General features: G+C 63.6%; 23 protein-coding genes. 13 read left to right on the top strand and 10 right to left on the bottom strand.

Features of this window, described 5'->3' with window-relative positions; genetic code table 11:
* Positions 1 to 18: 18 nt before the first annotated feature.
* The 4 genes from ACREC7_RS06530 to ACREC7_RS06515 form a co-directional block, all read right to left on the bottom strand.
* Entirely contained in the window at positions 19 to 663 is a 645-nt protein-coding gene (locus ACREC7_RS06530) for a Pr6Pr family membrane protein (protein ID WP_431554885.1), read from the bottom strand.
* A gap of 71 nt (positions 664 to 734) precedes the next feature.
* Complete coding sequence (locus tag ACREC7_RS06525; RefSeq protein ID WP_431554884.1) at positions 735 to 2306, bottom strand: phytoene desaturase family protein; 1572 nt, start codon at positions 2304 to 2306, stop codon at positions 735 to 737.
* Between the two features lie 38 nt (positions 2307 to 2344).
* Positions 2345 to 3169 carry a quinoprotein dehydrogenase-associated SoxYZ-like carrier gene (locus tag ACREC7_RS06520; protein WP_431554883.1) on the bottom strand — a complete coding sequence of 275 codons (825 nt, stop codon included), beginning with the start codon at positions 3167 to 3169 and terminating at the stop codon, positions 2345 to 2347.
* A 32-nt stretch (positions 3170 to 3201) separates the two neighbouring features.
* A complete protein-coding gene (locus tag ACREC7_RS06515; protein WP_431554882.1) occupies positions 3202 to 4152 on the bottom strand; it encodes a quinoprotein relay system zinc metallohydrolase 2 in 951 nt (316 codons plus the stop codon).
* A gap of 281 nt (positions 4153 to 4433) precedes the next feature.
* Here ACREC7_RS06515 and ACREC7_RS06510 point away from each other — a divergent pair, with 281 nt between their 5' ends.
* Together ACREC7_RS06510 and ACREC7_RS06505 are read left to right on the top strand one after the other, a co-directional pair.
* On the top strand, positions 4434 to 6107 hold the full coding sequence (locus tag ACREC7_RS06510) for a L,D-transpeptidase family protein (protein WP_431554881.1): 1674 nt from the start codon (positions 4434 to 4436) through the stop codon (positions 6105 to 6107).
* 26 nt (positions 6108 to 6133) lie between these two features.
* Positions 6134 to 7057, top strand: coding sequence for an alpha/beta fold hydrolase (locus ACREC7_RS06505; RefSeq protein ID WP_431554880.1), 924 nt, complete (start codon positions 6134 to 6136; stop codon positions 7055 to 7057).
* A 48-nt stretch (positions 7058 to 7105) separates the two neighbouring features.
* Here the strand turns inward: ACREC7_RS06505 and ACREC7_RS06500 are convergent, their stop codons facing one another.
* Positions 7106 to 8794, bottom strand: coding sequence for an arylsulfatase (locus tag ACREC7_RS06500; RefSeq protein ID WP_431554879.1), 1689 nt, complete (start codon positions 8792 to 8794; stop codon positions 7106 to 7108).
* A gap of 270 nt (positions 8795 to 9064) precedes the next feature.
* Between ACREC7_RS06500 and ACREC7_RS06495 the strand changes: the two genes are divergently transcribed.
* The 7 genes from ACREC7_RS06495 to ACREC7_RS06465 all read left to right on the top strand — a co-directional run bounded on the left by ACREC7_RS06495 (position 9065) and on the right by ACREC7_RS06465 (position 14891).
* A complete protein-coding gene (locus ACREC7_RS06495; RefSeq protein WP_431554878.1) occupies positions 9065 to 9304 on the top strand; it encodes a CDGSH iron-sulfur domain-containing protein in 240 nt (79 codons plus the stop codon).
* Between the two features lie 140 nt (positions 9305 to 9444).
* Positions 9445 to 10365 (top strand): ABC transporter permease subunit, encoded by a 921-nt coding sequence (locus tag ACREC7_RS06490; protein ID WP_431554877.1) that lies wholly within the window; start codon positions 9445 to 9447, stop codon positions 10363 to 10365.
* 3 nt (positions 10366 to 10368) lie between these two features.
* Positions 10369 to 11754, top strand: coding sequence for a high-affinity branched-chain amino acid ABC transporter permease LivM (gene livM / locus ACREC7_RS06485; protein WP_431554876.1), 1386 nt, complete (start codon positions 10369 to 10371; stop codon positions 11752 to 11754).
* On the top strand, positions 11751 to 12596 hold the full coding sequence (locus tag ACREC7_RS06480) for an ABC transporter ATP-binding protein (RefSeq protein ID WP_431554875.1): 846 nt from the start codon (positions 11751 to 11753) through the stop codon (positions 12594 to 12596). The genes livM and ACREC7_RS06480 overlap by 4 nt, the downstream gene beginning before the upstream one ends.
* Positions 12593 to 13345, top strand: coding sequence for an ABC transporter ATP-binding protein (locus ACREC7_RS06475; RefSeq protein WP_431554874.1), 753 nt, complete (start codon positions 12593 to 12595; stop codon positions 13343 to 13345). Before ACREC7_RS06480 ends, ACREC7_RS06475 begins: the two co-directional genes overlap by 4 nt.
* Entirely contained in the window at positions 13342 to 13683 is a 342-nt protein-coding gene (locus tag ACREC7_RS06470) for a DUF6867 family protein (protein WP_431554873.1), read from the top strand. The genes ACREC7_RS06475 and ACREC7_RS06470 overlap by 4 nt, the downstream gene beginning before the upstream one ends.
* A gap of 71 nt (positions 13684 to 13754) precedes the next feature.
* Complete coding sequence (locus ACREC7_RS06465) at positions 13755 to 14891, top strand: branched-chain amino acid ABC transporter substrate-binding protein (RefSeq protein WP_431554872.1); 1137 nt, start codon at positions 13755 to 13757, stop codon at positions 14889 to 14891.
* A 126-nt stretch (positions 14892 to 15017) separates the two neighbouring features.
* Here ACREC7_RS06465 and ACREC7_RS06460 read toward each other — a convergent pair whose 3' ends face one another.
* Complete coding sequence (locus tag ACREC7_RS06460; protein WP_431554871.1) at positions 15018 to 15230, bottom strand: hypothetical protein; 213 nt, start codon at positions 15228 to 15230, stop codon at positions 15018 to 15020.
* Between the two features lie 203 nt (positions 15231 to 15433).
* Here ACREC7_RS06460 and ACREC7_RS06455 point away from each other — a divergent pair, with 203 nt between their 5' ends.
* Entirely contained in the window at positions 15434 to 15928 is a 495-nt protein-coding gene (locus ACREC7_RS06455; protein WP_431554870.1) for a hypothetical protein, read from the top strand.
* Positions 15929 to 16010: 82 nt separating this feature from the next.
* A complete protein-coding gene (gene purB, locus ACREC7_RS06450; protein WP_431554869.1) occupies positions 16011 to 17333 on the top strand; it encodes an adenylosuccinate lyase in 1323 nt (440 codons plus the stop codon).
* Between the two features lie 335 nt (positions 17334 to 17668).
* Here purB and ACREC7_RS06445 read toward each other — a convergent pair whose 3' ends face one another.
* The 4 genes from ACREC7_RS06445 to ACREC7_RS06430 all read right to left on the bottom strand — a co-directional run bounded on the left by ACREC7_RS06445 (position 17669) and on the right by ACREC7_RS06430 (position 19516).
* Positions 17669 to 17926, bottom strand: a complete 258-nt coding sequence (locus ACREC7_RS06445) for a hypothetical protein (RefSeq protein ID WP_431554868.1) — start codon at positions 17924 to 17926, stop codon at positions 17669 to 17671.
* A 94-nt stretch (positions 17927 to 18020) separates the two neighbouring features.
* A complete protein-coding gene (locus ACREC7_RS06440; protein WP_431554867.1) occupies positions 18021 to 18302 on the bottom strand; it encodes a hypothetical protein in 282 nt (93 codons plus the stop codon).
* 120 nt (positions 18303 to 18422) lie between these two features.
* Positions 18423 to 19178, bottom strand: coding sequence for an HpcH/HpaI aldolase family protein (locus ACREC7_RS06435; protein WP_431554866.1), 756 nt, complete (start codon positions 19176 to 19178; stop codon positions 18423 to 18425).
* An 8-nt stretch (positions 19179 to 19186) separates the two neighbouring features.
* Positions 19187 to 19516, bottom strand: coding sequence for a DUF1476 domain-containing protein (locus ACREC7_RS06430; RefSeq protein WP_431554865.1), 330 nt, complete (start codon positions 19514 to 19516; stop codon positions 19187 to 19189).
* A 323-nt stretch (positions 19517 to 19839) separates the two neighbouring features.
* On the opposite strand from ACREC7_RS06430, the gene purC reads away from it, so the two are divergent.
* Entirely contained in the window at positions 19840 to 20610 is a 771-nt protein-coding gene (purC, locus tag ACREC7_RS06425; protein ID WP_431554864.1) for a phosphoribosylaminoimidazolesuccinocarboxamide synthase, read from the top strand.
* A 12-nt stretch (positions 20611 to 20622) separates the two neighbouring features.
* Positions 20623 to 20851: phosphoribosylformylglycinamidine synthase subunit PurS (gene purS / locus ACREC7_RS06420; RefSeq protein WP_431554863.1), on the top strand; the 229-nt coding region annotated here is incomplete at its 3' end.

Genomic DNA, 20851 nt, shown 5'->3' with positions numbered 1-20851 from the left:
GCGAGAGCCCTACCCGTGTTAGGTTGCCGCGCTTGAGGCTTTTGCGGTGGTGTTGCCGCCCAACCGCCGATCGATGCCGATGAGGGCGAGGCCGAGGCCAAGGAACACGAGCACCAGTACCGCCATATTGATGAGGATCTTGTCGTAGCCGAACTCGGCGACATTGATGAAGGGATAGGGATAGGCGCCGGTCACCGCTCCGCGGATCAGCGAATAGACGGCATAGGCGAGTGGAAAGATGAGCCAGATAAGGGCCGAGCGGAAATTCACTGTACCCTTCGGCACGAACAGCACCCAGTCGATCACGTAGAGCGCGGGCGTGACCACATGCTCGATGGTGTCGGCGAGGAGCTCCCAGCCTTGCGGGTTCCATAGCTTGGCGAGCAGATAGTGATAAATCACCGCGACGATGATGATGTAGGTCAGGATCGCGGTGCGCACCGACGGTCGATCGAAGAAGCTCCCAAGCTTCGAGTCCGGCGATAGCCAAGGCAGCGTCAGGGCGAGTGCGACGAGAATGTTGGTAAGGATGGTGAAGAAGCTGAAATAGCGGACGGTCGCTTCGAGGAACGGAGCGCCTGGCTTGGTGACGGTGAGGTAGTATTGCAGGACGAGGGCGAACCAGGCCACGGCGGCCGCGCCGATGCGGTAGTAATTCCCCACTCCTCCCTCCCCCGATCTTCGAGTCCTATCAGGCGGTTCGGCCGCGATGCTCAAGCGGCTTCTTCGCATGCTCAAGCCGCAAAAGCGAGACCGAGGTCGCCGCAGATGACCTTCGCGGCGTTGCGCCCGGGCGCCATGGTGACGCCGGAGCCGGGATGGCTCCCGGCACCGCAGAGATAGAGATTGGCGACCGGCGAGCGGTAGGACCCGAATTCAGGAATCGGCCGCATGGCGCCCATCTGATAGGGCAGGACGGCGCCGTGCTGATGGGTGCCGTGCACGGCGCTGATGATGCGGCGCTCGTAGTCGAGCGGCGACTGCACCGAGCGGGCGACGATGCGGTCGCGCAATCCCGGCAGAAAGTGCTCGGACAGCATGTCGATCATGGCGTCGGCGTAAGCGTTCTTGATATCGTCCCAATGGGTGCCGCGGATGCGCCCGCTCGCGTCTCCGGTGACGCGATAGGGCACGAAGTGAACGATGAACTTCATCAGCGCTTTGCCTGACGGCGCACGGCTCGGATCGAGCCCTGCCTCGTTGATGGCGCCGATCATCGGCCGGTGCGGCAGAAGCCCGGCGCGGGCTTGGGCGAAAGTCTCGGCGAGATCGTCGAGCGAAGGACCGCCGATATGGACGTAGCCGGTCTGGTCGGCGGCGGCGCCGGCGCGATAGGGCGCGGGCCCGTCGAGCGCGAGGTAGATGCCGAAGAAGGACTGTCCCCAATCGTAGCGCTTGATCTTGCCGGCAACGCTCTCGCCGATCTGCGCCTCGCCGAGAAGATCGAGCGCGAGGTGGCGGGGATCGACATTGGAGGCGAGCACGCCGTCGAGCGCAATGACCTCTCCATCGTCGAGCCTGACTGAAATCGCCCTGCCCTTCTCCACGGCGATGCTCTTCACGCCTGAGTTGACGCGGATCTCGCCGCCATGCGACGCGAGGTCTTCGGCAAGCGCGCGCGACACATTGTGCATGCCGCCTTTGATGATGCTCACGCCGACGTCCTGCACCGCGGCGGCAAACAGCCAGGCGAAATTGGCGCCGAGCGCATCGTCGGGGGCAAGCGCGCCATGCAGGGCACAAGAGGCGAAGAAATATCGCATCTCAGGCGACTGAAAGGTCTCCTCCACCCAGGACCGGGCGCTCTGGAACTGGAAGCGGTATTGATCGACGGCGTCCTGGCTCGCGAACTCCGTGGCCAGGGGCGGCGGCGTCGAGGTCATGCCGGCGACGATGTCGGGCTTCGCCGCGAGATAGCGCCGATAGAGCCCGCGCCACGCCTCGGCGTCGGCGCGCGAGAATTGCGCCATGCTGCGCGCCGTCTCCTCCACATCGCGGCCAATGATGAAGGCGCGGCCGTCGGGAAAGACTTGCGCCCAGTTCGGGTCTGGCGTGATCAGCTCAAGCCCGTGGCGGGCGAGCCCAAGCTCGTCCGGCGCAGGGGTGAGCTTGGCCACGAGATAACCGCTCGCGTGAACATCTGAGAGGAAACCGGGCGCGGCAAGCTCCTCTGAGACCGTCATGCCGCCATAGGTCTCGTAGCGCTCGAGCACCAGGACTTTCAGCCCGGCGCGGGCGAGATAGCAGGCGCAGGTGAGCCCGTTATGCCCGGCGCCGATGACGATGGCTTGGTAGTCGCCGGGCATTCTCTCAACTGCTCACGCTGGAAACCGACGTGGAGAAGTTACGACCCGCTCGCTTGCGACTTCGCTTTGAATACCGTGCCGTCGGTGTCGACCATGGAGACGTCGAGGTCGTTGTCCCCGCCGCCACGGCCGAAGGTGAAGCGGAAATTGGGATTGGTCGAGATCGAGAAGCTGCTCTCCATGCGGAACACGAGATCAGGCCCGCGCTTCACCGTCATCTCCTTGACGAAACGCGCCGGAATCGTGCCACCGGTGTTGATGTCGAGCTGCATGCCGTTCGAGTTCGGATGCTTGAGCATCACCTGGCCTTCGAACAGTAGCGCGGTAGAGAGCGCCGGCGGGAAGGTCTTCACCAGCATCTTGCCGAGATCGACGTTCTCGCTATCCGGATCCTTGGCCTGCATGGCGCCGCAGCCGCCGGCAGCGGCCACGAACTTGGTCGCCATATGCAAGCCACCATCCTCGGTCTCGAGGATGGCGCGCACATGGGAGAAATTGTCGATGCGCACGCGCGTCGAGATCGATCGCTCGCCGCCGGTCCCGGCCGCTGGTCCGAAGTCGAACTTGGCCACCACCGGGTTCGGGTTCTTGTCGATGATCAGGGTGAGCGATTTGAGGTTGTCGCGGACTTCGGGCGGCACGCGCATGGTGATCGGCACGAGCGAGGCATCATCGGCGGTCGTCGGCGCATCGAGGATGATCTTGCCGTCCTCGGCTTGAATGGCGCGGTCGCCGAACGTGACCTGCTTCAGCGCCGGCCAGACATCCTCCTCGGCCCGCACCGGCGAAGCCGTGACCAGGAGCAAGCCGGCAAGCGCCGCCATCAACAAACCGCCGCCGGCACGAAGGACCTTGCAGTGCATCGAATCCTCCTCGATGGTCATGCGCAGTTATATCACTCCCATTCGAGTTCGGCGAAGGCCGCCGTGACGTTCCTCACGTGATAGTCATCGAACAGCTTCCAGGCGTCGCGGTCCTCGAAGCCGGCGGTCTTGGTCGCTTCCTCCAAGGTCTTGCCCTCCTTGATCAATTTGCGCACGTCGGCGGCAATATCGGCGAGATAAAGCTGCTCCGGATCGAAGGCCGCGGGCAGTTCCATGGCGTGCGGGCCGTGGCCCGGGACGACGCGCGGCGCCTTCCGCTTCTTCAAATCATCGATCACCGCGAGCCAGCCGACAATCGAGCCGTCGAGCGTCGGCACATGCACCGAGAACAGGAGATCCCCGAGGAACAAGGTTCCGGTCGCCGAGTCGGTGACGATCAAGTCGTTGTCGGTATGCGCGGTCCGCTGAGTCTCGAGCAGGAGCGTGCGCCCGCCGAGATCGAGCGACATGGTGTTGTCGACGGCGACCGTCGGCAGGACGATTTCGATGCCGGCAAAGGCGTCGTCTCCAAGCATGCGCTTGTTGGTGGCGAGATAACGTTCGGCGCGCGAGGCGAGACCGCGGGCGAGCTTGCGATTGGCAACGAAGGCCGGGGCGTCCTCCTTGAAGGCGGCGTTGCCGAACACATGGTCGGGATGCATGTGGGTGTTGATCACGTAGCGGATCGGCTTGTCCGTAACGGCGCGGACGGCGTTGCGCAGGCGCTCCCCAACTTTGGCGCTGCCCAGCGTGTCGATCACGGCGACCGCGTCGCTGCCGACCACGAAGCCGGCATTGGCCATGTCGCCTTGGTTCTCGGGCGACTGCATCTCGTAGCGGCCCTGATGCACGAACACGCCAGGCGCGATCTCGCTCAACGCGACCGAGTCCGGCGCCGGCGCCGCGGCGACGGTGGGGATCTGCCGCAACAGCGGCATGGCTGTGAGAGCAAGGGCGGCGCGCAGGAAATCCTGCCGCGTCATCCGGCGACATTCATTGCACACGGGTTCGGTCTCGCCCGCCGGGCGGCCCTGGTCAATAGTCCTTAAGAACAGCTTGTCCACAGAAGCGTGCGACTCCGCAAGATGGGCGTTTTCGCTGTTGCCCGCCTGCATCACTCCCAAAGCTAAAAAGGCTCAAATTCCGGGCCTTGCAGACTCCGGCTTCACGAAAGGTTCAACTCTGGCGTTTGGGCCCTGGCTGAGATCGTAGTGGCGGTTGCGCCGATCTCGGACTAACCTCTCAGGGTTCGGGGGAAACGCACATGCACGGACGATCCTTCATCGCCGTCAGTGTCGCTGGTGGTCTTGCCCTGGTGTATGCGGTGCTTGTTCCGGTGGCATGTGTCGCCGAGGACGTCGCCACGGCAGAGCAACCGGCCACGCCAACTGGCGCGACCACGCCATCCCCCAATGCCGCCGTTCCATCGCCAAGCCCGGCCAATGCGGCTCCGCCAAGCGCGCCCGCTCCACCGCAGGCTGAAGCAGCCGCCCCGGCCCCGGCCGCCGATCCGGTCATCGCCGGCATTCGCCGCAAGCTTGCCGATGCGACTTTGCGCAAAGGCGCCGATCCCGCCGATCTCGCAGCACTCGAGGCCTTCTACGCCGAGCGCAGCGGGCCTCCAGTGTGGGTCACCCTGATGGGATTCTCGGCGAGAGCGCAAGCGACCATCGACGAGATCGGCAAGGCCGACGATTGGGGCCTGTCAGCATCAGCCTTCCAACTTCCGCCGGCCGGCACCCTGCCGAAGACGGCGGACGAGCAGGCGGTCGCCGAGACCAAGCTGCAGCTTGCCGTCCTGAAATATGCGCGCTTCGCTCGCGGGGGCCGCGTCAATCCCTCGAGCCTCAGCCCCCTGCTCGACCTCGATCCTCCCTTGCGCGATCCGAAGATCGTGCTGACCGAGATTTCCACGGCCGCGGCGCCGGATAGCTATCTCCAGTCGCTCCACCCGCAGCATGAGCAGTTCCAGCGCTTACACCAGGCGTTGCTCGTGGCCCGCGGCAGCGGCGAGGACGGCACCAAGAAGCCGGCGAGCGAGCGCGACATCCAGCGCATCGTCATCAACATGGAGCGCTGGCGGTGGATGCCCGAGGATCTTGGGAAGATCTACGTGCAGGACAATGTGCCGGAGTACATGCTCTACGTGGTGAAGGACGGGAAGACGATCCATGCAGACAAAATCGTCGTGGGCCTGTTGAGATACGCGACCCCGATCTTCTCCGCCGGCATGCAGACCATCGTATTCAATCCTGAATGGACCGTGCCCCCGACCATCGTGCGGGAGAACCTCCTGCCGAACTTGCGCGGCGGCGGCTGGTTTGGCGGCGGTTCGATCCTGAGCGAGCACGGCCTGAGGGTGAAATATAACGGCCGAGTCGTCGATCCTGGCTCCATCAATTGGAGCAGCGTGAATATGGCCAGCATTGCCTTCACCCAGGCGCCGGGGCCGACCAATGTGTTGGGCAAACTCAAGTTCGTCTATCCCAACAAGCACATGGTCTACATGCACGACACCATCAAGCGCGGTCTGTTCAAGCCGGCGATGCGCGCCGAAGGGCACAATTGCATCCGCATGGAGCGGCCGAGCAAGCTCGCCGAGATTCTGCTCGCCGAGGACAAGGGCTGGGATACGAAGAAGGTGCAGGAGCTGCTCGACAAGGGCAATGACAGCGCGGTCAACCTGGACCACCCCGTTCCCGTGCACACCACCTACTTCACCGCCGTCGCCGACGCCGACGGCAAGGTCACGAGCTTTGCCGATGTTTACGGCCTCGACAAGAAGGTGGCCTCGGTGGTGGTGGGCAAGGCGCTGCCCGATTCCCAGCAGGATGTCGATGACAATGTGGAAGCCGAGGCAAATGCCACACGGCCGGCAGAGCCGAAGGCGAAGAAGGACAGTGTCGCCGGCGACATCCAAGGGCTGTTCGGCGATTAGCGCACCTGCTTGTCCTCAAAAGTGACATGCGTGATTCGATACCGCTCTTCGGTCTCCTGCTTCTCGCTCTTATGTCGATGTCATCCTTGCCCGCGCAAGCTGCGGAGCCGGTGGCGGCGAGCGGGGATTTCGCCGGCCTCATCGACATCGGCGGCGGCCTCAAGCTCTATCTCGAATGCAAGGGGACAGGCTCACCGGCGGTCATCCTCGAGGCCGGCTTGCGCAACCGCGGCGACATCTGGCGCGTGAAGCCCGACACCGGCGAGGCGGTTCTGCCCTCGGTCGCCGCTTTCACTAGGGTCTGCGCCTATGACCGGCCGGGGACGACGCTCGGCACCGATCAATTCAGCCGCAGCGACCCGGTGGCGCAGCCGCGCACCGCTGCCGACGCCGTTGCCGATCTCCTTGCGCTGCTCGAGACGACGGCAATCCCGCCGCCTTACGTCCTTGTCGGTCATTCAACCGGCGGGCTGCTGGTCAGATTGTTCGCAAGCACCTATCCCAACCAGGTCGCTGGCCTCGTGTTGGTCGATGCGATCTCGGAGGGCGTTAAGGCGGCGATGACGCCGGCAGAGTGGGCGCTTTACGACCGCCTGATCCTGATCGAGCCGCCAAAGGCCATCGCGACCTATAAAGACCTCGAGACTATCGAGTTCGATAAGAGCTTCGCCGAGATCGCGCGCGCATCACCGCTTAAGCCGATGCCGCTCATCGTCATCTCGAAGGGCAAGCCCTTCGCGCTGCCTCCGGAGTTGCCGGCGAACATGCCGGCGCTGGTGGAGAAGGCATGGGTTGCAGGCCAGGATTATCTCGCTCAGCTTCTCCCCAACACGCCGCACCGGATTGCCAGCAAGAGCAGCCACTACGTCGAGATCGAAGAGCCTCAATTGGTGATCGACGCGATCAGGCAAGTGGTCGAAGCCGCCCGCGCACGCGGCAACGCGCCGTGAGGGGCGTGAATCGTGCACGCCCCTCACTAGCCTGTTTTTTGACCTGCGCTAACCGCCGCCGCCGCCGACGGGCTGCGGTTGTTGCTGCAGGTCCTTCAGCAGCGGTAGTGGGTTCTCCGGATGCTGAAGATCCGGCGTGAGGTCGGTCGAGGCCCCGCCGGGGAATCGGGTGATGCTCGGATACTTCATGATCGATTTGTCGAAGTCGACGATGACCGGAGAGATCAGCGCCAAGACCCAGCCATTGTCCTCACCGGCATATCTCCCCGGCGACGACGTCATCACCCGCATCGGTGCCGCGCCGTTGAAGATCATGTCGTATTTCTCGAAAGGATCCATGGTGAGGCTGTACAGCGCGCCGATCGCTCCAAGATTCGTTACAGGCCCGAGCCACGAATCCTTGGCCGTGCTGATGTACTTCCACGCCATGTGCACCCAGGGTTCTTTGGGATCGCCGCCGATGTCGGCGCGGGCGCCGTTGAAGGTCTCGCCGTCGATATAGATCCATGAGTCGCGCGCCGAGTGCTCGGCTTTCCCCAGGATGTAGGCGCTGTTGTCGATCGAGTCGAAATAGATCGGCTTGCCGTCATTGCCGACCCAATCATGGGGCGGCGGAGTGAGGCCGACCATCGCGGCGAGCGTCGCCCAGGCGTCGATATGCGACATCATCTCGTGGAATTGGCCGCCTGCCTGGATCTTGCCGGGCCACCACATAATGCCGGGGACGCGCCAGGCGCCTTCGAAGGCCGACCCCTTTTCGCCCCGGAACGGCGTGGTGCCGGCATCGGGATAGGCATCGAGCCAGGCGCCGTTGTCGGCCGTCACGATCACGATGGTGTTGGGAGCTTCGGCACGTATCGCCTCCATGATGCGGCCGATATCGGCATCCATCTCCATCAGGGAATCCGAGTAGTCGCCGAGATGCGACTTCGCTCTGAAGTCCGGCGCCGCATTGGTCGGGTTGTGCATCTTGATGAAATTGACGTCCATGAAGAACGGTTTGTCGTCCTTGGCGTGGCTCTTGATGTAGTCCACGGCAGTATCGGCTTGCCGCTCGTCGAACGTCGCGAGCGAATCGTAGGTGATGGTGCCAACCCTCTTGGCCGGTTCGCCGGCCTTGCCTTCCCACTCCCCGAGATTCACCAGGGTTTCGAAGGCATTCTTGAATTGCGGATTGAACGACGGGAACCAGGGATGGAAGCCGTTCGTGGTGTCGTCATAGGCGTAGACGCCGGCATAATAGGCGGCGAAGTGCTTCATCTCGTCGAAGCCGTGCACGGTCGGATAGGAGTCCGGTATGTCGCCGAGATGCCACTTGCCGGAGAAATAGGTCGAGTAGCCGTTTTTCTGGAAGAATTCCGCGATCGTCGGCGTCTGCTTGCGGAGATAGTTCTTGTCGCCCGGAGCAACCACAATGGAGAGCGCCGAGCGGATCGGGATGCGGCCGGTGATGAAGGACGCGCGGCCCGCGGTGCAGCTCGCCTGGCCGTACCAATTGGTGAAGGTCGCACCCTCCTTGGCGATGCGATCAATATTCGGCGTCGGATGCCCGAGCGCGGCCCCGCCGCCAGAATAAGCGCCAAAGTCGTTCCACCCGGTGTCGTCGGTCATCAGCATGACGATATTGGGCCGCTTCTCCTGCGCTTCCGCCGGCGATGGGGCGATGAAGGCGACAGCCGCCGTCATGGCCAAACCTGCGGCGACGGCAATTGCCCGCCCGTCGCTGGACCGGGCCAAGGGCGACTGCCCTCGGCCGCGAAACCCTGAACTCGAACTCATTTGCTCCTCCCTATGGCTGGTTCGCGGCCGGAGTGTCTCCCTCCGGACGCGCACAGGCAAGATGGGCCTCGCCGGCGCACTCAGCAAATCGCCCCGGTTTTGTTGCAATTTGACGACGTGCCGTAAGATGTCGCAGCCGCGCTGCGCCACCAGAGGCTTCCTTGTGCGGCAGCGACGAATTGGCTAAGGAGGCGGCGTACGGCACCCTCAAGGTCCGGGGAAGACGCCATGACCGACCCAGAACGGCCGCAGCTCAGCCCCTATCAGGTCGAGCTCGAGGCGGGTAAGCGCTACGCCTGGTGCCGCTGCGGGCGGAGCCAGAAGCAGCCGTTTTGCGACGGGTCGCATGCCGGAACGGGGATCGAGCCGTTGATGTTCACCGCCGAGAGAAGCGAGCTTGCGCTTCTATGCGGCTGCAAGGATACCGGCGATCCTCCCTACTGCGACGGCTCGCATATGCTGCTGTAAATCGTGGTCCTGCCTCGATAATGCGCTTCACGTTGTACGCCCCACGCCCTTATTGCTATGAAGGGGCGCCCCGGGCAGAGGCCATCGCCTAGGGCCGATACGCTAGCCCCGGGTCGGGGGGAAGGAGGGCAGCGGCGTCCATGGCTTATTTCCTGCAACAGCTGGTCAACGGGATCGCGCTCGGCTCGATCTACGGCCTGATCGCCATCGGCTACACCATGGTCTATGGCATCATCGGCATGATCAATTTCGCCCATGGCGACATCTTCATGGTCGGCGCCTTCATCGCGCTGATCGCCTTTCTCCTGATCATGAGCCTTGGCCTGACGCTCGTGCCGCTCGCGCTCGTGCTGGTCCTCATCATCGCCATGCTGCTCACCGCGATGTGGGGATGGACCGTCGAGCGCATCGCCTATCGCCCGTTGCGCGAATCGTTCCGGCTCGCGCCGCTGATCACCGCCATCGGCATGTCGATCATCCTCCAGAATTTCATTCAGGTGGCGCAAGGCGCGCGCGTGAAGCCGCTCCAGCCGGTGATCACCGGCGGCTACCAGATCTTCGACGAAGGCGGGTTCGCCGTAAACCTCTCCAACATCCAGATCCTCATCGTGCTGACCACCGTGGCACTGATGGGCGTGTTCTGGCTGATCATCACCCGCACTGCGCTCGGCCGGGCGCAACGCGCCTGCGAGCAGGACCGGCTCATGGCGGCGCTGTCGGGCGTGAACGTTGACCGTACCATCTCGCTCACCTTCGTCATGGGAGCGGGGCTCGCCGCCGTGGCAGGTCTTCTCTACCTGCTCTATTACGGGGTCATCGATTTCTTCATCGGCTTCGTCGCCGGCATCAAGGCGTTCACCGCGGCCGTGTTCGGCGGCATCGGCTCTTTGCCCGGCGCCATGCTCGGGGGACTCATCATCGGGCTGATCGAGACCTTCTGGTCGGCCTATGCTCCGCATGGCCCCGAGTACAAGGATGTGGCGGCGTTCTCCATGCTCGCCATCGTGCTCATCTTCTTCCCGACGGGGCTGCTCGGCCGGCCAGAGACGGAGAAGGTCTAGGCCTTGAGCGAGCCGGTCCAAACGCTGAGCCACCGGCTCCAGGCAGCTCTTGCCGACGCATTGCTCGCGGCCTATGTCGCCTTCGCCCTGTTCTGCCTGACGCTCGGCTTCAGGACGGTGGACAGCGCCGGCGGCCTCACCCTCAAGTCGCGGCCGATGCTGCTCGCCATTGTCGTCGGCATTGTCTTTGCTGGCAGGCTTCTCCTCAATCTCTTCTGGTGGAACGGCAACTGGAAAGTGCCGCGCCCAGCCTGGCGCCCGGTCTGGCCTATCCCCGCGGTGAGCCGCTACGGGGTTGAGAACGGCGCAATGCTGCTCGTCATTGCCGCGGCGTTGTTCCCAATCCTCGCCTTTGCCCTCGACAAGACGCTCCATCTCGGGCTGCCGCTTCGCTATCTGCTCGATCTCTCCATCCTGGTGCTCACCTATGTGATGCTCGGCTTCGGCCTCAACATCGTGGTCGGGCTCGCCGGGCTGCTCGACCTCGGCTATGTCGCCTTCTATGCGGTCGGCGCCTACACCTTCGCGCTACTCGCCGCGCATTTCGGCTTTGGCTTTTGGATGTGCCTGCCGCTCGCCGGTCTCCTTGCCGCGCTATGGGGGGTCATTCTCGGCTTCCCCGTACTAAGGCTCCGCGGCGACTATCTCGCCATCGTGACGCTCGCCTTCGGCGAGATCGTCCGCATCGTGCTGCTCAACTGGACGCAGTTGACCAACGGGCCGAACGGCATCTCCGACATCCCGAAGCCGACCTTTTTTGGATTGCCCTTCAAGGCAACTGGAGGCGAGACCTTCGCGAGTTTCTTCGGGCTGCGTTACGATCCGCTTCACTCCATCATCTTCCTCTATTACGTGATCCTCGGGCTTGCCCTGCTCACGAGCCTGTTCACCTTGCGGCTGCGCCGGCTTCCCATCGGCCGCGCCTGGGAGGCCATGCGCGAGGACGAGATCGCCTGCCGCTCGCTCGGCATCAACACCACCGTCGCCAAGCTCACCGCCTTTGCCACCGGCGCCATGTTCGGCGGCTTCGCCGGGTCCTTCTTCGCCACGCGGCAGGGCTTCATCAGCCCCGAATCCTTCAGCTTCATCGAATCCGCCATCATCCTCGCTATCGTCGTGCTCGGCGGCATGGGCAGCCAGATCGGCGTGGTGCTCGCGGCAATCGTGATGATCGGCGGCTTCGAGCTGTTACGGAACATGGAGTGGCTCCAGCTCATCTTCGGCCAGGACTTCGACCCCTCGCTTTACCGCATGCTCCTGTTCGGCATCGCCATGGTTGGGATCATGCTGTGGCGCCCGCGCGGCATCATCTCTTCGCGCGAGCCGTCGATCGTGCTCAAGGAACGGCGCGCCGTAGGCGGCCACCTCGTCAAAGAAGGTCGCGCATGAGGCGATGGCTGACCGACCCTCTGCTCAAGGTCGAGCACCTCACCATGCGCTTCGGAGGGCTCGCTGCCGTCGATGACGTGTCCTTCGACGTGGGCCGCGAGGACATCACCGCGCTCATCGGACCGAACGGCGCCGGCAAGACCACGGTGTTCAACTGCATCACCGGCTTCTACAAGCCGACCGAAGGCACGCTGAAACTCGGCCAGCCGCTCGGGCCGAGCTACCGGCTCGAGCGCCTCGACGACCACGACATCAACGCCGAAGCGCGCGTTGCCCGCACCTTCCAGAACATCAGGCTGTTCGGCGGCATGACCGTGCTCGAAAATCTGATGGTGGCGCAGCACAAGCCGCTGACCCAAGCGTCGCGCTTTCCGCTTGCCGCCATTCTCGGTCTCGGTTCCTTCAACCGGGCGGAGAAGCAGGCCGTCGAATATGCCAAGCATTGGCTCGACCGCGTCGGCCTCACCCTGCGCGCCGACGTGGCGGCGGCTGAGCTCCCCTATGGCGAGCAACGCAAGCTCGAGATTGCGCGGGCGATGTGCACGCGGCCCCTGCTGCTTTGCCTCGATGAGCCCGCGGCCGGCCTCAATGCCCGCGAAAGCGAGAACTTGAACGAGCTGCTGTTTTCGATCCGCGCCAAGGAAGGCATCGCCCTCCTCCTCATCGAGCACGACATGAGCGTGGTCATGCGCATTTCCGACCACATCGTGGTGCTCGACTATGGCAAGGTGATCGCCGACGGCACGCCTGAGGAGATCCGCAACAACCCGCATGTCATTGCCGCTTATCTCGGCGTGCCGGACGAAGAGCTCAACCAAGTGGCAAAGGAGGTTCGCCTGTGAGCGCGCCCCTGCTGCAGGTGAGCCACGTCACCGCCTGCTACGGCGTGCTGCCGGTGCTGCACGATGTCAGCCTCGACATTCACCCGCGCGAGATCGTGGCGCTGATCGGCGCCAATGGCGCCGGCAAGACCACGCTGATGATGTCCATCTTCGGACGTCCCCGCCCGAGCAACGGGCGCATCGCCTTCGCGGGCCAGAACATCACCGGGCTTCCGGCCCACGCCATCGCCAAGCTCGGCATCGCGCAGTCGCCCGAAGGGCGGCGGATCTTCCCGCGCATGACCGTGCTCGAGAATTTGCAGATGGGCGCCATCATCGCCGACAACCCAGGGGTGTTCGACCAGGATCTTGACAAGGTGTGCACGCTCTTTCCGGTGTTGAAGGCGCGGCGCGATCAGCGTGGCGGCACGCTGTCAGGCGGCGAGCAGCAGATGCTCGCCATCGCTCGCGCGCTGATGGGGCGGCCAAAGCTTTTGCTCCTCGACGAGCCATCGCTCGGTCTCGCCCCTTTGATCGTCAAGCAGATCTTCGAGGTGATCGAGGAGCTGAACAGCAAGCACGGCCTCCCGGTTTTCGTCGTCGAGCAGAACGCCTATCACGCGCTCAAGCTCGCCCATCGCGGCTACGTCATGGTCAATGGCAGGATCACCCTCTCAGGCAGCGGCGCCGAGCTCCTGAACAGCGAAGAGGTGCAGACCGCCTATCTCGACGGCGGCCGCCGCAAGGAGACGCAAGGAGCGCGGCCGTGACCTACCTCTCCGACGACAGCCCCTGGGTCTTTCTCGTGCTCACCTGCGTGCTTGGCGGCGGCGCGGCCTTCCTTGCCGGACGCGGTCTGGCGCGAGGCTGGAAGCCCTTCTGGCGGGTGTTCTTCTATATGGCGCTGCTCGCCGCCGCCGTGCGCTTCTTCCATTACGCGTTGTTCGACGGCACCCTCACCTCGGTCTACTACTATCTCGTCACCTACGCGATCCTGGTCGTTGCCGCGCTGCTCGGCTTCCGCGCCATGCGCACCACGCAGATGGTGACGCAATATCGCTGGCTTTACGAGCGCACCGGCCCCCTGACCTGGCGCGAGCGGGGCTGAAGGCCAATCCTGGCGCTTGCGCTTTTTCCGGATGCCGTAGAATGTGCGCCAGATCCATTAGGGAGGTGACAATGCAACGAATTGCCGGGCTGCTCATCGCTTTGGCCGCAATAATCCTGACCGGCTGCGGCGGGGGCGACGGGGACAACACCACGCCCATCGCGATCGTCGGCCCGATCACCGGCCAATATGCCTCTTTCGGCGCGCAGATGAAGAACGGTGGCGAAATGGCCGTCGCCGACATCAATGAAGCCGGCGGCGTGCTCGGCAAGAAGCTCGACCTGTCCACCGGCGACGATGCCTGTGACCCGAAGCAGGCGGTGGCGGTTGCCAATCAGATGACCGGCGCCGGCGTCAAGCTCGTGGCCGGGCATTACTGCTCAGGCTCGTCGATCCCGGCCTCGAAGGTCTACGCCGAAAGCGACATGGTGCAGATTTCGCCGGCCTCCACCAACCCGACCTTCACCGACGACCGCGCCGGACCGAACATTTACCGGGTGTGCGGCCGCGACGACCAGCAGGGCGGCGTCGCCGGCAAATATCTCGCGAGCCATCTCGGCGACAAGAAGATCGCCTTCGTCCACGACAAGACGGCCTACGGCAAGGGGCTCGCCGACGAGACCAAGAAGGCGATGAACGCGGCCGGCAAGCAGGAGGACCTGTACGAGGCGATCACCGCCGGCGAGAAGGACTATTCGGCGCTCGTCTCCAAGCTCAAGCAGGCCGGCATCGACGTCGTCTATTTTGGCGGCTATCACACCGAGGCAGGCCTGATCATCCGCCAGATGCGCGACCAGGGCTTGCAAACCATCCTCATGGGCGGTGATGCGCTCATCACCCAGGAGTTCTGGTCGATCACCGGCGACGCCGGCGAAGGCACGTTGATGACCTTCTCGCCTGACCCGCGCAAGAACCCGGCTGCCGCCGAGGTGGTGAAGCGCTTCAAGGACAAGGGCGTCGAGCCAGAGGGTTACGTGCTCTACACCTATGCCGCGCTGCAGGCGTGGAAGCAGGCGGCGGAGAAGGCAAAGAGCGTCGAGATGGCGGAAATCGTCAAGGCGCTGAACGACACCGAGTTCGACACGGTGATCGGCAAGTTCAAGTTCAACGAGAAGGGCGACCCCAACCTGCCGCCTTATGCGGTCTATCGCTGGTCGAAGGGGACCTACGAGCAGATCGATCCGCCGGCCGAGCAACCCGCCGGCTGATCGCGATCCCGACTGAGCGCGATCTTCGTCATTCCGGCGCAAGCCGGAATCCAGTGCGCGAAGCGCAAATCAAAAAAGAGCTGGACCCCGGCTTTCGCCGGGGTGACGCCGGTTTGAGTGTGCGAGCTACTCCTTCTTGGCGGCGCGTTTGGTCGCGGCGAACTGGGCCTCGAGGTCCTTCTCGAACTCGACCAGGTCCTCTGGCAGAGGCATGCCGAAGGCGCGCATCTCGTTTAGCTTTTCGCGGATCTGCAAATAGAGCTCGTGCGAATCCTTTGGCTGGTTCTCCATCTGGTTGATGAGCAAGGCAAGTTCCGCCTTCAAATCGTCAAATGCCATCGGCGCGCGCTCCCAGGGGCTCTTACGGTGGCGGATCGGACCACAAACCGGCCGGTGCGGCAAGGCACACGTGCCAAGCCGCTCGTGGCAAGCCAGCCGTGGCAAGCCACAGGCGGCAAATGAAGCAGGCTGCCCTCATTGCCGCGAGCGCAATTCCCCGGCATAGTCCCCACGGGCGACGGGTCTTCCGAGGGACGCTTTCAATGGAAAAGGTGACATTCAACAACATCGTCGGCTTCGTGCTTGCCGTGGCGTTCGCCGTCGTCATGGCCATTTGCATGTGGGCTGTTCTTGTCGGCGACTACATGCAGCCGAACAGCGTACTCAACGAAACCACCCGCCACACCCTGCAAATCGTTGGCTATGCCGGTGGCCTCGCCGCGCTCGTCGCCTGGTGGGTCCAGCAATTCGCCGCGAGCCGCGGTTTTCTCGTCCGCTTCCTGTTTGCCCTGTTCATTTTCGTCGTGGCGTTTTGCAGCTTCGGCGGGCTCCTCAGGGTGCTCTACCTGATGTTCGCCTATCCGAACCAGCTCGATTGGTCGCTCTCCGGCCTCTATTGGTCGTCGCTCAGCGATTTCTATTCCTTCGTGCTGTTCATGCTGGTGCCGCCGCGCCCAGCCTACGCGGCGCTGATGCTCGCTGCCGCCCTCTATCTTGCCATCTTCGGACCGCGCGGGCCGAAAACCATACGGGCATAAACGCCTGCCCACGATTTGAGCGGGGCGCGCGGCTCTGCTAGATCAACTTACCTGCGATATTCGCAGGAAAGGGTTATCTCGCATGATCCCCCGCTACAGCCGCCCCGACATGGCTCGCCTCTGGGAGCCCGAGGCCAAGTTCCGCATCTGGCTCAACATCGAGATACTTGCAGCGGAGGCCATGGCCAAGCTCGGGCTGATCCCGAAATCCGTGCCCGAGGCGGTGAAGAAGCGCGGTCGCTTCGACATCGACCGCATCGACGAGATCGAGGACGAGGTGAAACACGACGTTATCGCCTTCCTGACCAACGTTACCGAGAACGTCGGACCAGAGGCGCGTTTCCTGCACCGCGGCATGACCTCTTCGGACGTGCTCGATACCTGCTTCAACGTTCAGCTCGTGCAGGCCGCCGATCTGCTCATCGCCGACGTCGATGGGCTGCTTGCCGCGCTCAAAGCCCGCGCGCTCGAGCACAGAAACACGCTGACCGTGGGGCGCAGCCACGGCGTGCACGCCGAACCCACCACTTTCGGGCTGAAGCTGGCTTATGCCTACGCCGAATTCGTCCGCGCCCGGGCGAGGCTCGTCGCGGCACGGGACGAGGTCGGAACCTGCGCCATCTCCGGCGCGGTCGGCACCTTTGCCCATGTCGACCCGCGGGTCGAAGCCTACGTGGCCGAGAAGCTCGGCCTCAGACCCGAGCCGATCTCCACGCAAGTGATCCCACGCGACCGCCACGCAGCCTATTTCGCGGCGCTTGCCGTGGTGGCGAGCTCGATCGAGCGGCTTGCCACCGAGATCAGGCATCTGCAGAGGACCGAGCTGCTCGAGGTCGAGGAGTTTTTCTCGGAAGGGCAAAAGGGCTCCTCCGCCATGCCGCATAAGCGCAATCCGGTGATCTCGGAAAATCTCACTGGGCTTGCCCGCCTTGTCCGCGGCTATGCGCTCCCCGCGCTCGAAGACGTGGCGCTGTGGCACGAGCGCGACATCTCCCACTCCTCGGTCGAGCGTGTGATCGGCCCCGACGCGACGATAGCGCTCGACTTCGCCCTTGTTCGCCTGACTGGGCTGATCAAGGGCCTCGTTATCTATCCGGAGCGCATGCGTGCCAATCTCGATCGGCTCGGCGGCTTGATCCACTCGCAGCGCGTGCTGCTCGCTTTGACCGGGGCCGGCGTGTCGCGCGAGGACGCCTACCGGCTCGTCCAGCGCAACGCCATGAAGGTGTGGGAGAGAGGCGGCAATTTCCTCGACGCGCTTCTCGCCGACAAGGAGGTGACGCGCGCGCTGCCCGAAAAGATGCTGCGCGCCCAGTTCGACCTCGACTATCACCTGAAGCACGTGGACACGATCTTCGATCGCGTGTTCGGCAAAGGCTCGGCCAAGAAAAACCGCGGCCGGTAGCCTGCCTTCAGGGTCGGCAAGGAGCCGGCCACATGGCTAGGCGATTTGGATAGGCAGGGTTTCCCACGCTGACCGAGAAGCTCCGCTCGACGCACTTAACTTCAATGTTGTCGCTGAGGCGATACCAGGCGATCGGCGGTTGCTTGCGGAGGTGAACCGCCCTCTTGGCGAGCGCCGGCTCGGTGATGAGAGCGAGCGCCGAGGCGGCGATGACACTTGCGATAACTCCAGCCGTTCTGAGCATGCGCGTAAATCCCCGGCGAAATGCGCCGACGGCCTTTGACTAACACGAATCGCGGGTCGGAAGGAACCTCGGGAGCGAAGAGGCGGTAGCCCTAGCGCCGTCTCCCATAGGGCCAAGCGTAGGAATAGAGGTAGTAATCGCAGCCCCATCCATCGAGATCGGTGTAATGGCGCCCGCCATGGCAGCGAAAGATACGCGAGGCATAGCGCGCCGGCGTTCCGTAGATATCATGATGGGCGTAATGGCGCCCGCTCGCCGGTTTGGCGGCGAGCGCAGGCGATGCGAGAGCGCAGGCGATAGAGGCGCCGATCAGCGCCGTTGCTGCCATCGTCTTGAACGAACGCCACATCCACACAACTCCGGCTTGCCTGGCGCGCTTCGGCACGCTTGCATCGGACAAGGATAGCAGAACTGGATGACAGGTCTTCCCCGCGACCCTGCGGCTATTTGAGGCCGTCGCCGTTGCCGTAGCCGCGGAAGATGTGCGGCATGTAGCGGTAGCGGTTGCGCTCCTGCGCCAGCATGAAATAGCGCCAGTGGTAGAAGCCCGGTTTGATGGCGGCGTAAGGCGGCAGGTCGTAATAGGAATCTGCCGTCGGGTAGTGCCCTGCCTTATAGGGATAAGGGGGATAGACCGGAACCTCCGACCGCCAGCCGGACAGCGCCGCGCTCGTGCCAGCGGCGAGCGCGACAAACGCGGCCAATATTGTGATCCAGGTGCGCATGTGAGGCCCCCCTCTTCGCGACGCACCATCTTGGCACAGGAGCGCGCCACCGTCAGCATCGACTTTCCCTGTCATGGCCGGGCTTGTCCCGGCCATCCACGACTTTTGACGGTCGGGGAGCTATCCGCTCGTCGCTTCGCGCTTCATGTCGGCAGCGGCCTTGGAGAACCAGCCAGCGTCGGTACCGACCGCCACCACGTTCCAGCCGGCGGCGACAAGGGGCTTGGCATAGTCGACGTCATTGGCAAAAATCAGGCCCATGACAGACATTTCGCGGCATTTCCTAAGAACCAGAGTCATGGCCTCCTTCACCTCGGGCGCGTGAATGTCGAGGCGGCCGGTAAGCGCCACAGAGAGGTCGTTCGGTCCGAAGCACACCATATCGACGCCGTCGAGCGCGAGGATGTCGTCGAGTTGGTCGAGCGCGCCTTTGGTCTCGATCTGGGGACAGGCGATAGTCCAGTTGTTGGCCGTGGTGAAATAGTCGCCTTCATAGCCGAGCCGCGCCCGGTAAGGACCCCAGCTCCGGTTGCCGCGCGGCGGATATTTCACCGCCTGCACAAAGGCTTCCGCGTCTTCCACGGTTGCAATCAAAGGGCACATGATGCCTTGCGCCCCGGCATCGAGCGCCCTGCCGACAAGGCCTGGATCGTTCTCCGCGACACGCACGATGGCGGGAAGTCCGCAAGCCCGCGCCGCAGTCAGGCATTGCAACAGCACATCGTTGCCGCCAAGGCCGTGCTGCTGATCGATAGTGAGGCAGTCCCATCCCGCCTCGCCGATCAGCTCGATAAGAAACGGCGAATTGAGCGTCAGCCAGGCGTTGAGCAGGGTGCGGCCTTCTTTTGCGGCCTTGCGGAAGCGATCCTCGCGCATCGGCCGGTTCAGGCCTTGGCTTCTGATTCGATCTGGCGCACCGCCTCGACCATCATGTCGCCGATCATGCGGCGGATCTGATGGTCTGACTGGTCGACGCCCTTGGCGTCGAAATCGCTCCGGAGTTTGCGGAACACATCCTCGTCGCCCGGCTCGGCCAAGTCGGCCTTGATCACCTCACGGGCATAGACCTGCGCCTCGTCGCCGCTGAGCCCCATCATTTTCGCCGCCCATAGGCCAATCAGTTTATTGCGCCGCGCCGTGGCCCTGAATCGGAGTTCCTCGTCATGGGCGAACTTCCGCTCGAAGCCCTTCTCTCGATCTTCAAACGTGGTCATCTGCCGCATATCTCCTTGTGAGGCGCCACGGCGCCGCGAAAACAGCAGAAATCAAGGAAATTTTTGTCTCTCCCTTGGTCGAGGGATACCGCCTGGAGGCTCGAAAATCAACAAATCCCGGAAGGCCGGGGACGCTTATGAAGGGCCGAGCCCGCCTCGAGAGCGGACGTTGTCACTCCCCTCCCCTTACGTTAAGGTCGCCTCAGACCCTGGGTTGATTCCGCAGAAGAGCAATCGGCGACAGGCGCGGTACGGGCATTTCGTTTCCGCGCGCTGGTGGTGTTGTCAGCTTCGACGGACGCGAAGAGTGAGAGGAACGTAACATGAACCGGCGCCGCCGCATTTACGAAGGCAAGGCCAAGATTCTATATGAAGGACCGGAGCCGGGCACGCTCGTCCAGCACTTCAAGGACGACGCCACCGCCTTCAACAACAAGAAGCACGACAAGATCGAAGGCAAGGGGGTGCTGAACAACCGCATCTCCGAATATCTGTTCGTGAAGCTCGGCGAGATCGGCGTGCCGACGCACTTCATCAAGCGGCTCAACATGCGCGAGCAACTCATCCGCGAGGTGGAGATCATCCCGCTCGAGGTGGTGGTGCGCAATGTCGCGGCCGGCTCGCTCGCCACGCGCATCGGGGTCGATGAAGGCACGCCGCTGCCCCGCTCGATCGTCGAGTTCTATTACAAGTCCGACAAGCTCGGCGATCCCATGGTCACCGAGGAGCACATCACCGCGTTCGGCTGGGCCAATCCGCAGGAGCTCGACGACATCATGTCGCTCGCGCTGCGCATCAACGACTTTCTCTCAGGCCTGTTTCTCGGCGTCGGCATCAGGCTCGTCGATTTCAAATGCGAATTCGGCCGGCTGTGGGAGAACGACCAGATGCGCATCGTGCTCGCCGACGAGATCTCGCCCGATTGCAGCCGGCTGTGGGATGTCGAGACGCAGAACAAGCTCGACAAGGACCGCTTTCGCCGCGACATGGGCGGGCTGGTCGAGGCCTACCAGGAGGTCGCCCGCCGGCTCGGGCTGCACGTCGACAATCCGATGCGGGTGAAGACCGGCCCGGTGCTGGTGCGCTCGAAATAGGACTGGGGGCCCGTGAAGGCGCGCATTACCATCACCTTGAAGCCGGGGGTCCTCGATCCGCAAGGCAAGGCGATCGAAGGCGCGCTGCACGCTCTCGGCTTCGGTTCGGCCGGCAATGTGCGCCAGGGCAAATATATCGAGGTCGAGGTGGCCGAGAAGGATCCGACGCGGGCGCGCGCCGAGGTCGAGCGCATGTGCAAGGAACTCCTCGCCAACACCATCATCGAGAACTACGCCTATA

The organism is Methyloceanibacter sp. (genome assembly GCF_050728395.1).
GTDB lineage: Bacteria > Pseudomonadota > Alphaproteobacteria > Rhizobiales > Methyloligellaceae > Methyloceanibacter.
This window is presented reverse-complemented; position numbering and strand designations above follow the sequence as displayed.

Coding starts and splice junctions, on each gene's coding strand:
- ACREC7_RS06525 (WP_431554884.1), bottom strand. CDS start 2,306: ATGCCCGGCGACTACCAAGCCATCGTCATCGGCGCCGGGCATAACGGG.
- ACREC7_RS06520 (WP_431554883.1), bottom strand. CDS start 3,169: ATGCACTGCAAGGTCCTTCGTGCCGGCGGCGGTTTGTTGATGGCGGCG.
- ACREC7_RS06515 (WP_431554882.1), bottom strand. CDS start 4,152: ATGACGCGGCAGGATTTCCTGCGCGCCGCCCTTGCTCTCACAGCCATG.
- ACREC7_RS06510 (WP_431554881.1), top strand. CDS start 4,434: ATGCACGGACGATCCTTCATCGCCGTCAGTGTCGCTGGTGGTCTTGCC.
- ACREC7_RS06505 (WP_431554880.1), top strand. CDS start 6,134: ATGCGTGATTCGATACCGCTCTTCGGTCTCCTGCTTCTCGCTCTTATG.
- ACREC7_RS06495 (WP_431554878.1), top strand. CDS start 9,065: ATGACCGACCCAGAACGGCCGCAGCTCAGCCCCTATCAGGTCGAGCTC.
- ACREC7_RS06490 (WP_431554877.1), top strand. CDS start 9,445: ATGGCTTATTTCCTGCAACAGCTGGTCAACGGGATCGCGCTCGGCTCG.
- ACREC7_RS06480 (WP_431554875.1), top strand. CDS start 11,751: ATGAGGCGATGGCTGACCGACCCTCTGCTCAAGGTCGAGCACCTCACC.
- ACREC7_RS06465 (WP_431554872.1), top strand. CDS start 13,755: ATGCAACGAATTGCCGGGCTGCTCATCGCTTTGGCCGCAATAATCCTG.
- ACREC7_RS06460 (WP_431554871.1), bottom strand. CDS start 15,230: ATGGCATTTGACGATTTGAAGGCGGAACTTGCCTTGCTCATCAACCAG.
- ACREC7_RS06455 (WP_431554870.1), top strand. CDS start 15,434: ATGGAAAAGGTGACATTCAACAACATCGTCGGCTTCGTGCTTGCCGTG.
- purB (WP_431554869.1), top strand. CDS start 16,011: ATGATCCCCCGCTACAGCCGCCCCGACATGGCTCGCCTCTGGGAGCCC.
- ACREC7_RS06445 (WP_431554868.1), bottom strand. CDS start 17,926: ATGTGGCGTTCGTTCAAGACGATGGCAGCAACGGCGCTGATCGGCGCC.
- ACREC7_RS06440 (WP_431554867.1), bottom strand. CDS start 18,302: ATGCGCACCTGGATCACAATATTGGCCGCGTTTGTCGCGCTCGCCGCT.
- ACREC7_RS06435 (WP_431554866.1), bottom strand. CDS start 19,178: ATGCGCGAGGATCGCTTCCGCAAGGCCGCAAAAGAAGGCCGCACCCTG.
- ACREC7_RS06430 (WP_431554865.1), bottom strand. CDS start 19,516: ATGACCACGTTTGAAGATCGAGAGAAGGGCTTCGAGCGGAAGTTCGCC.
- purC (WP_431554864.1), top strand. CDS start 19,840: ATGAACCGGCGCCGCCGCATTTACGAAGGCAAGGCCAAGATTCTATAT.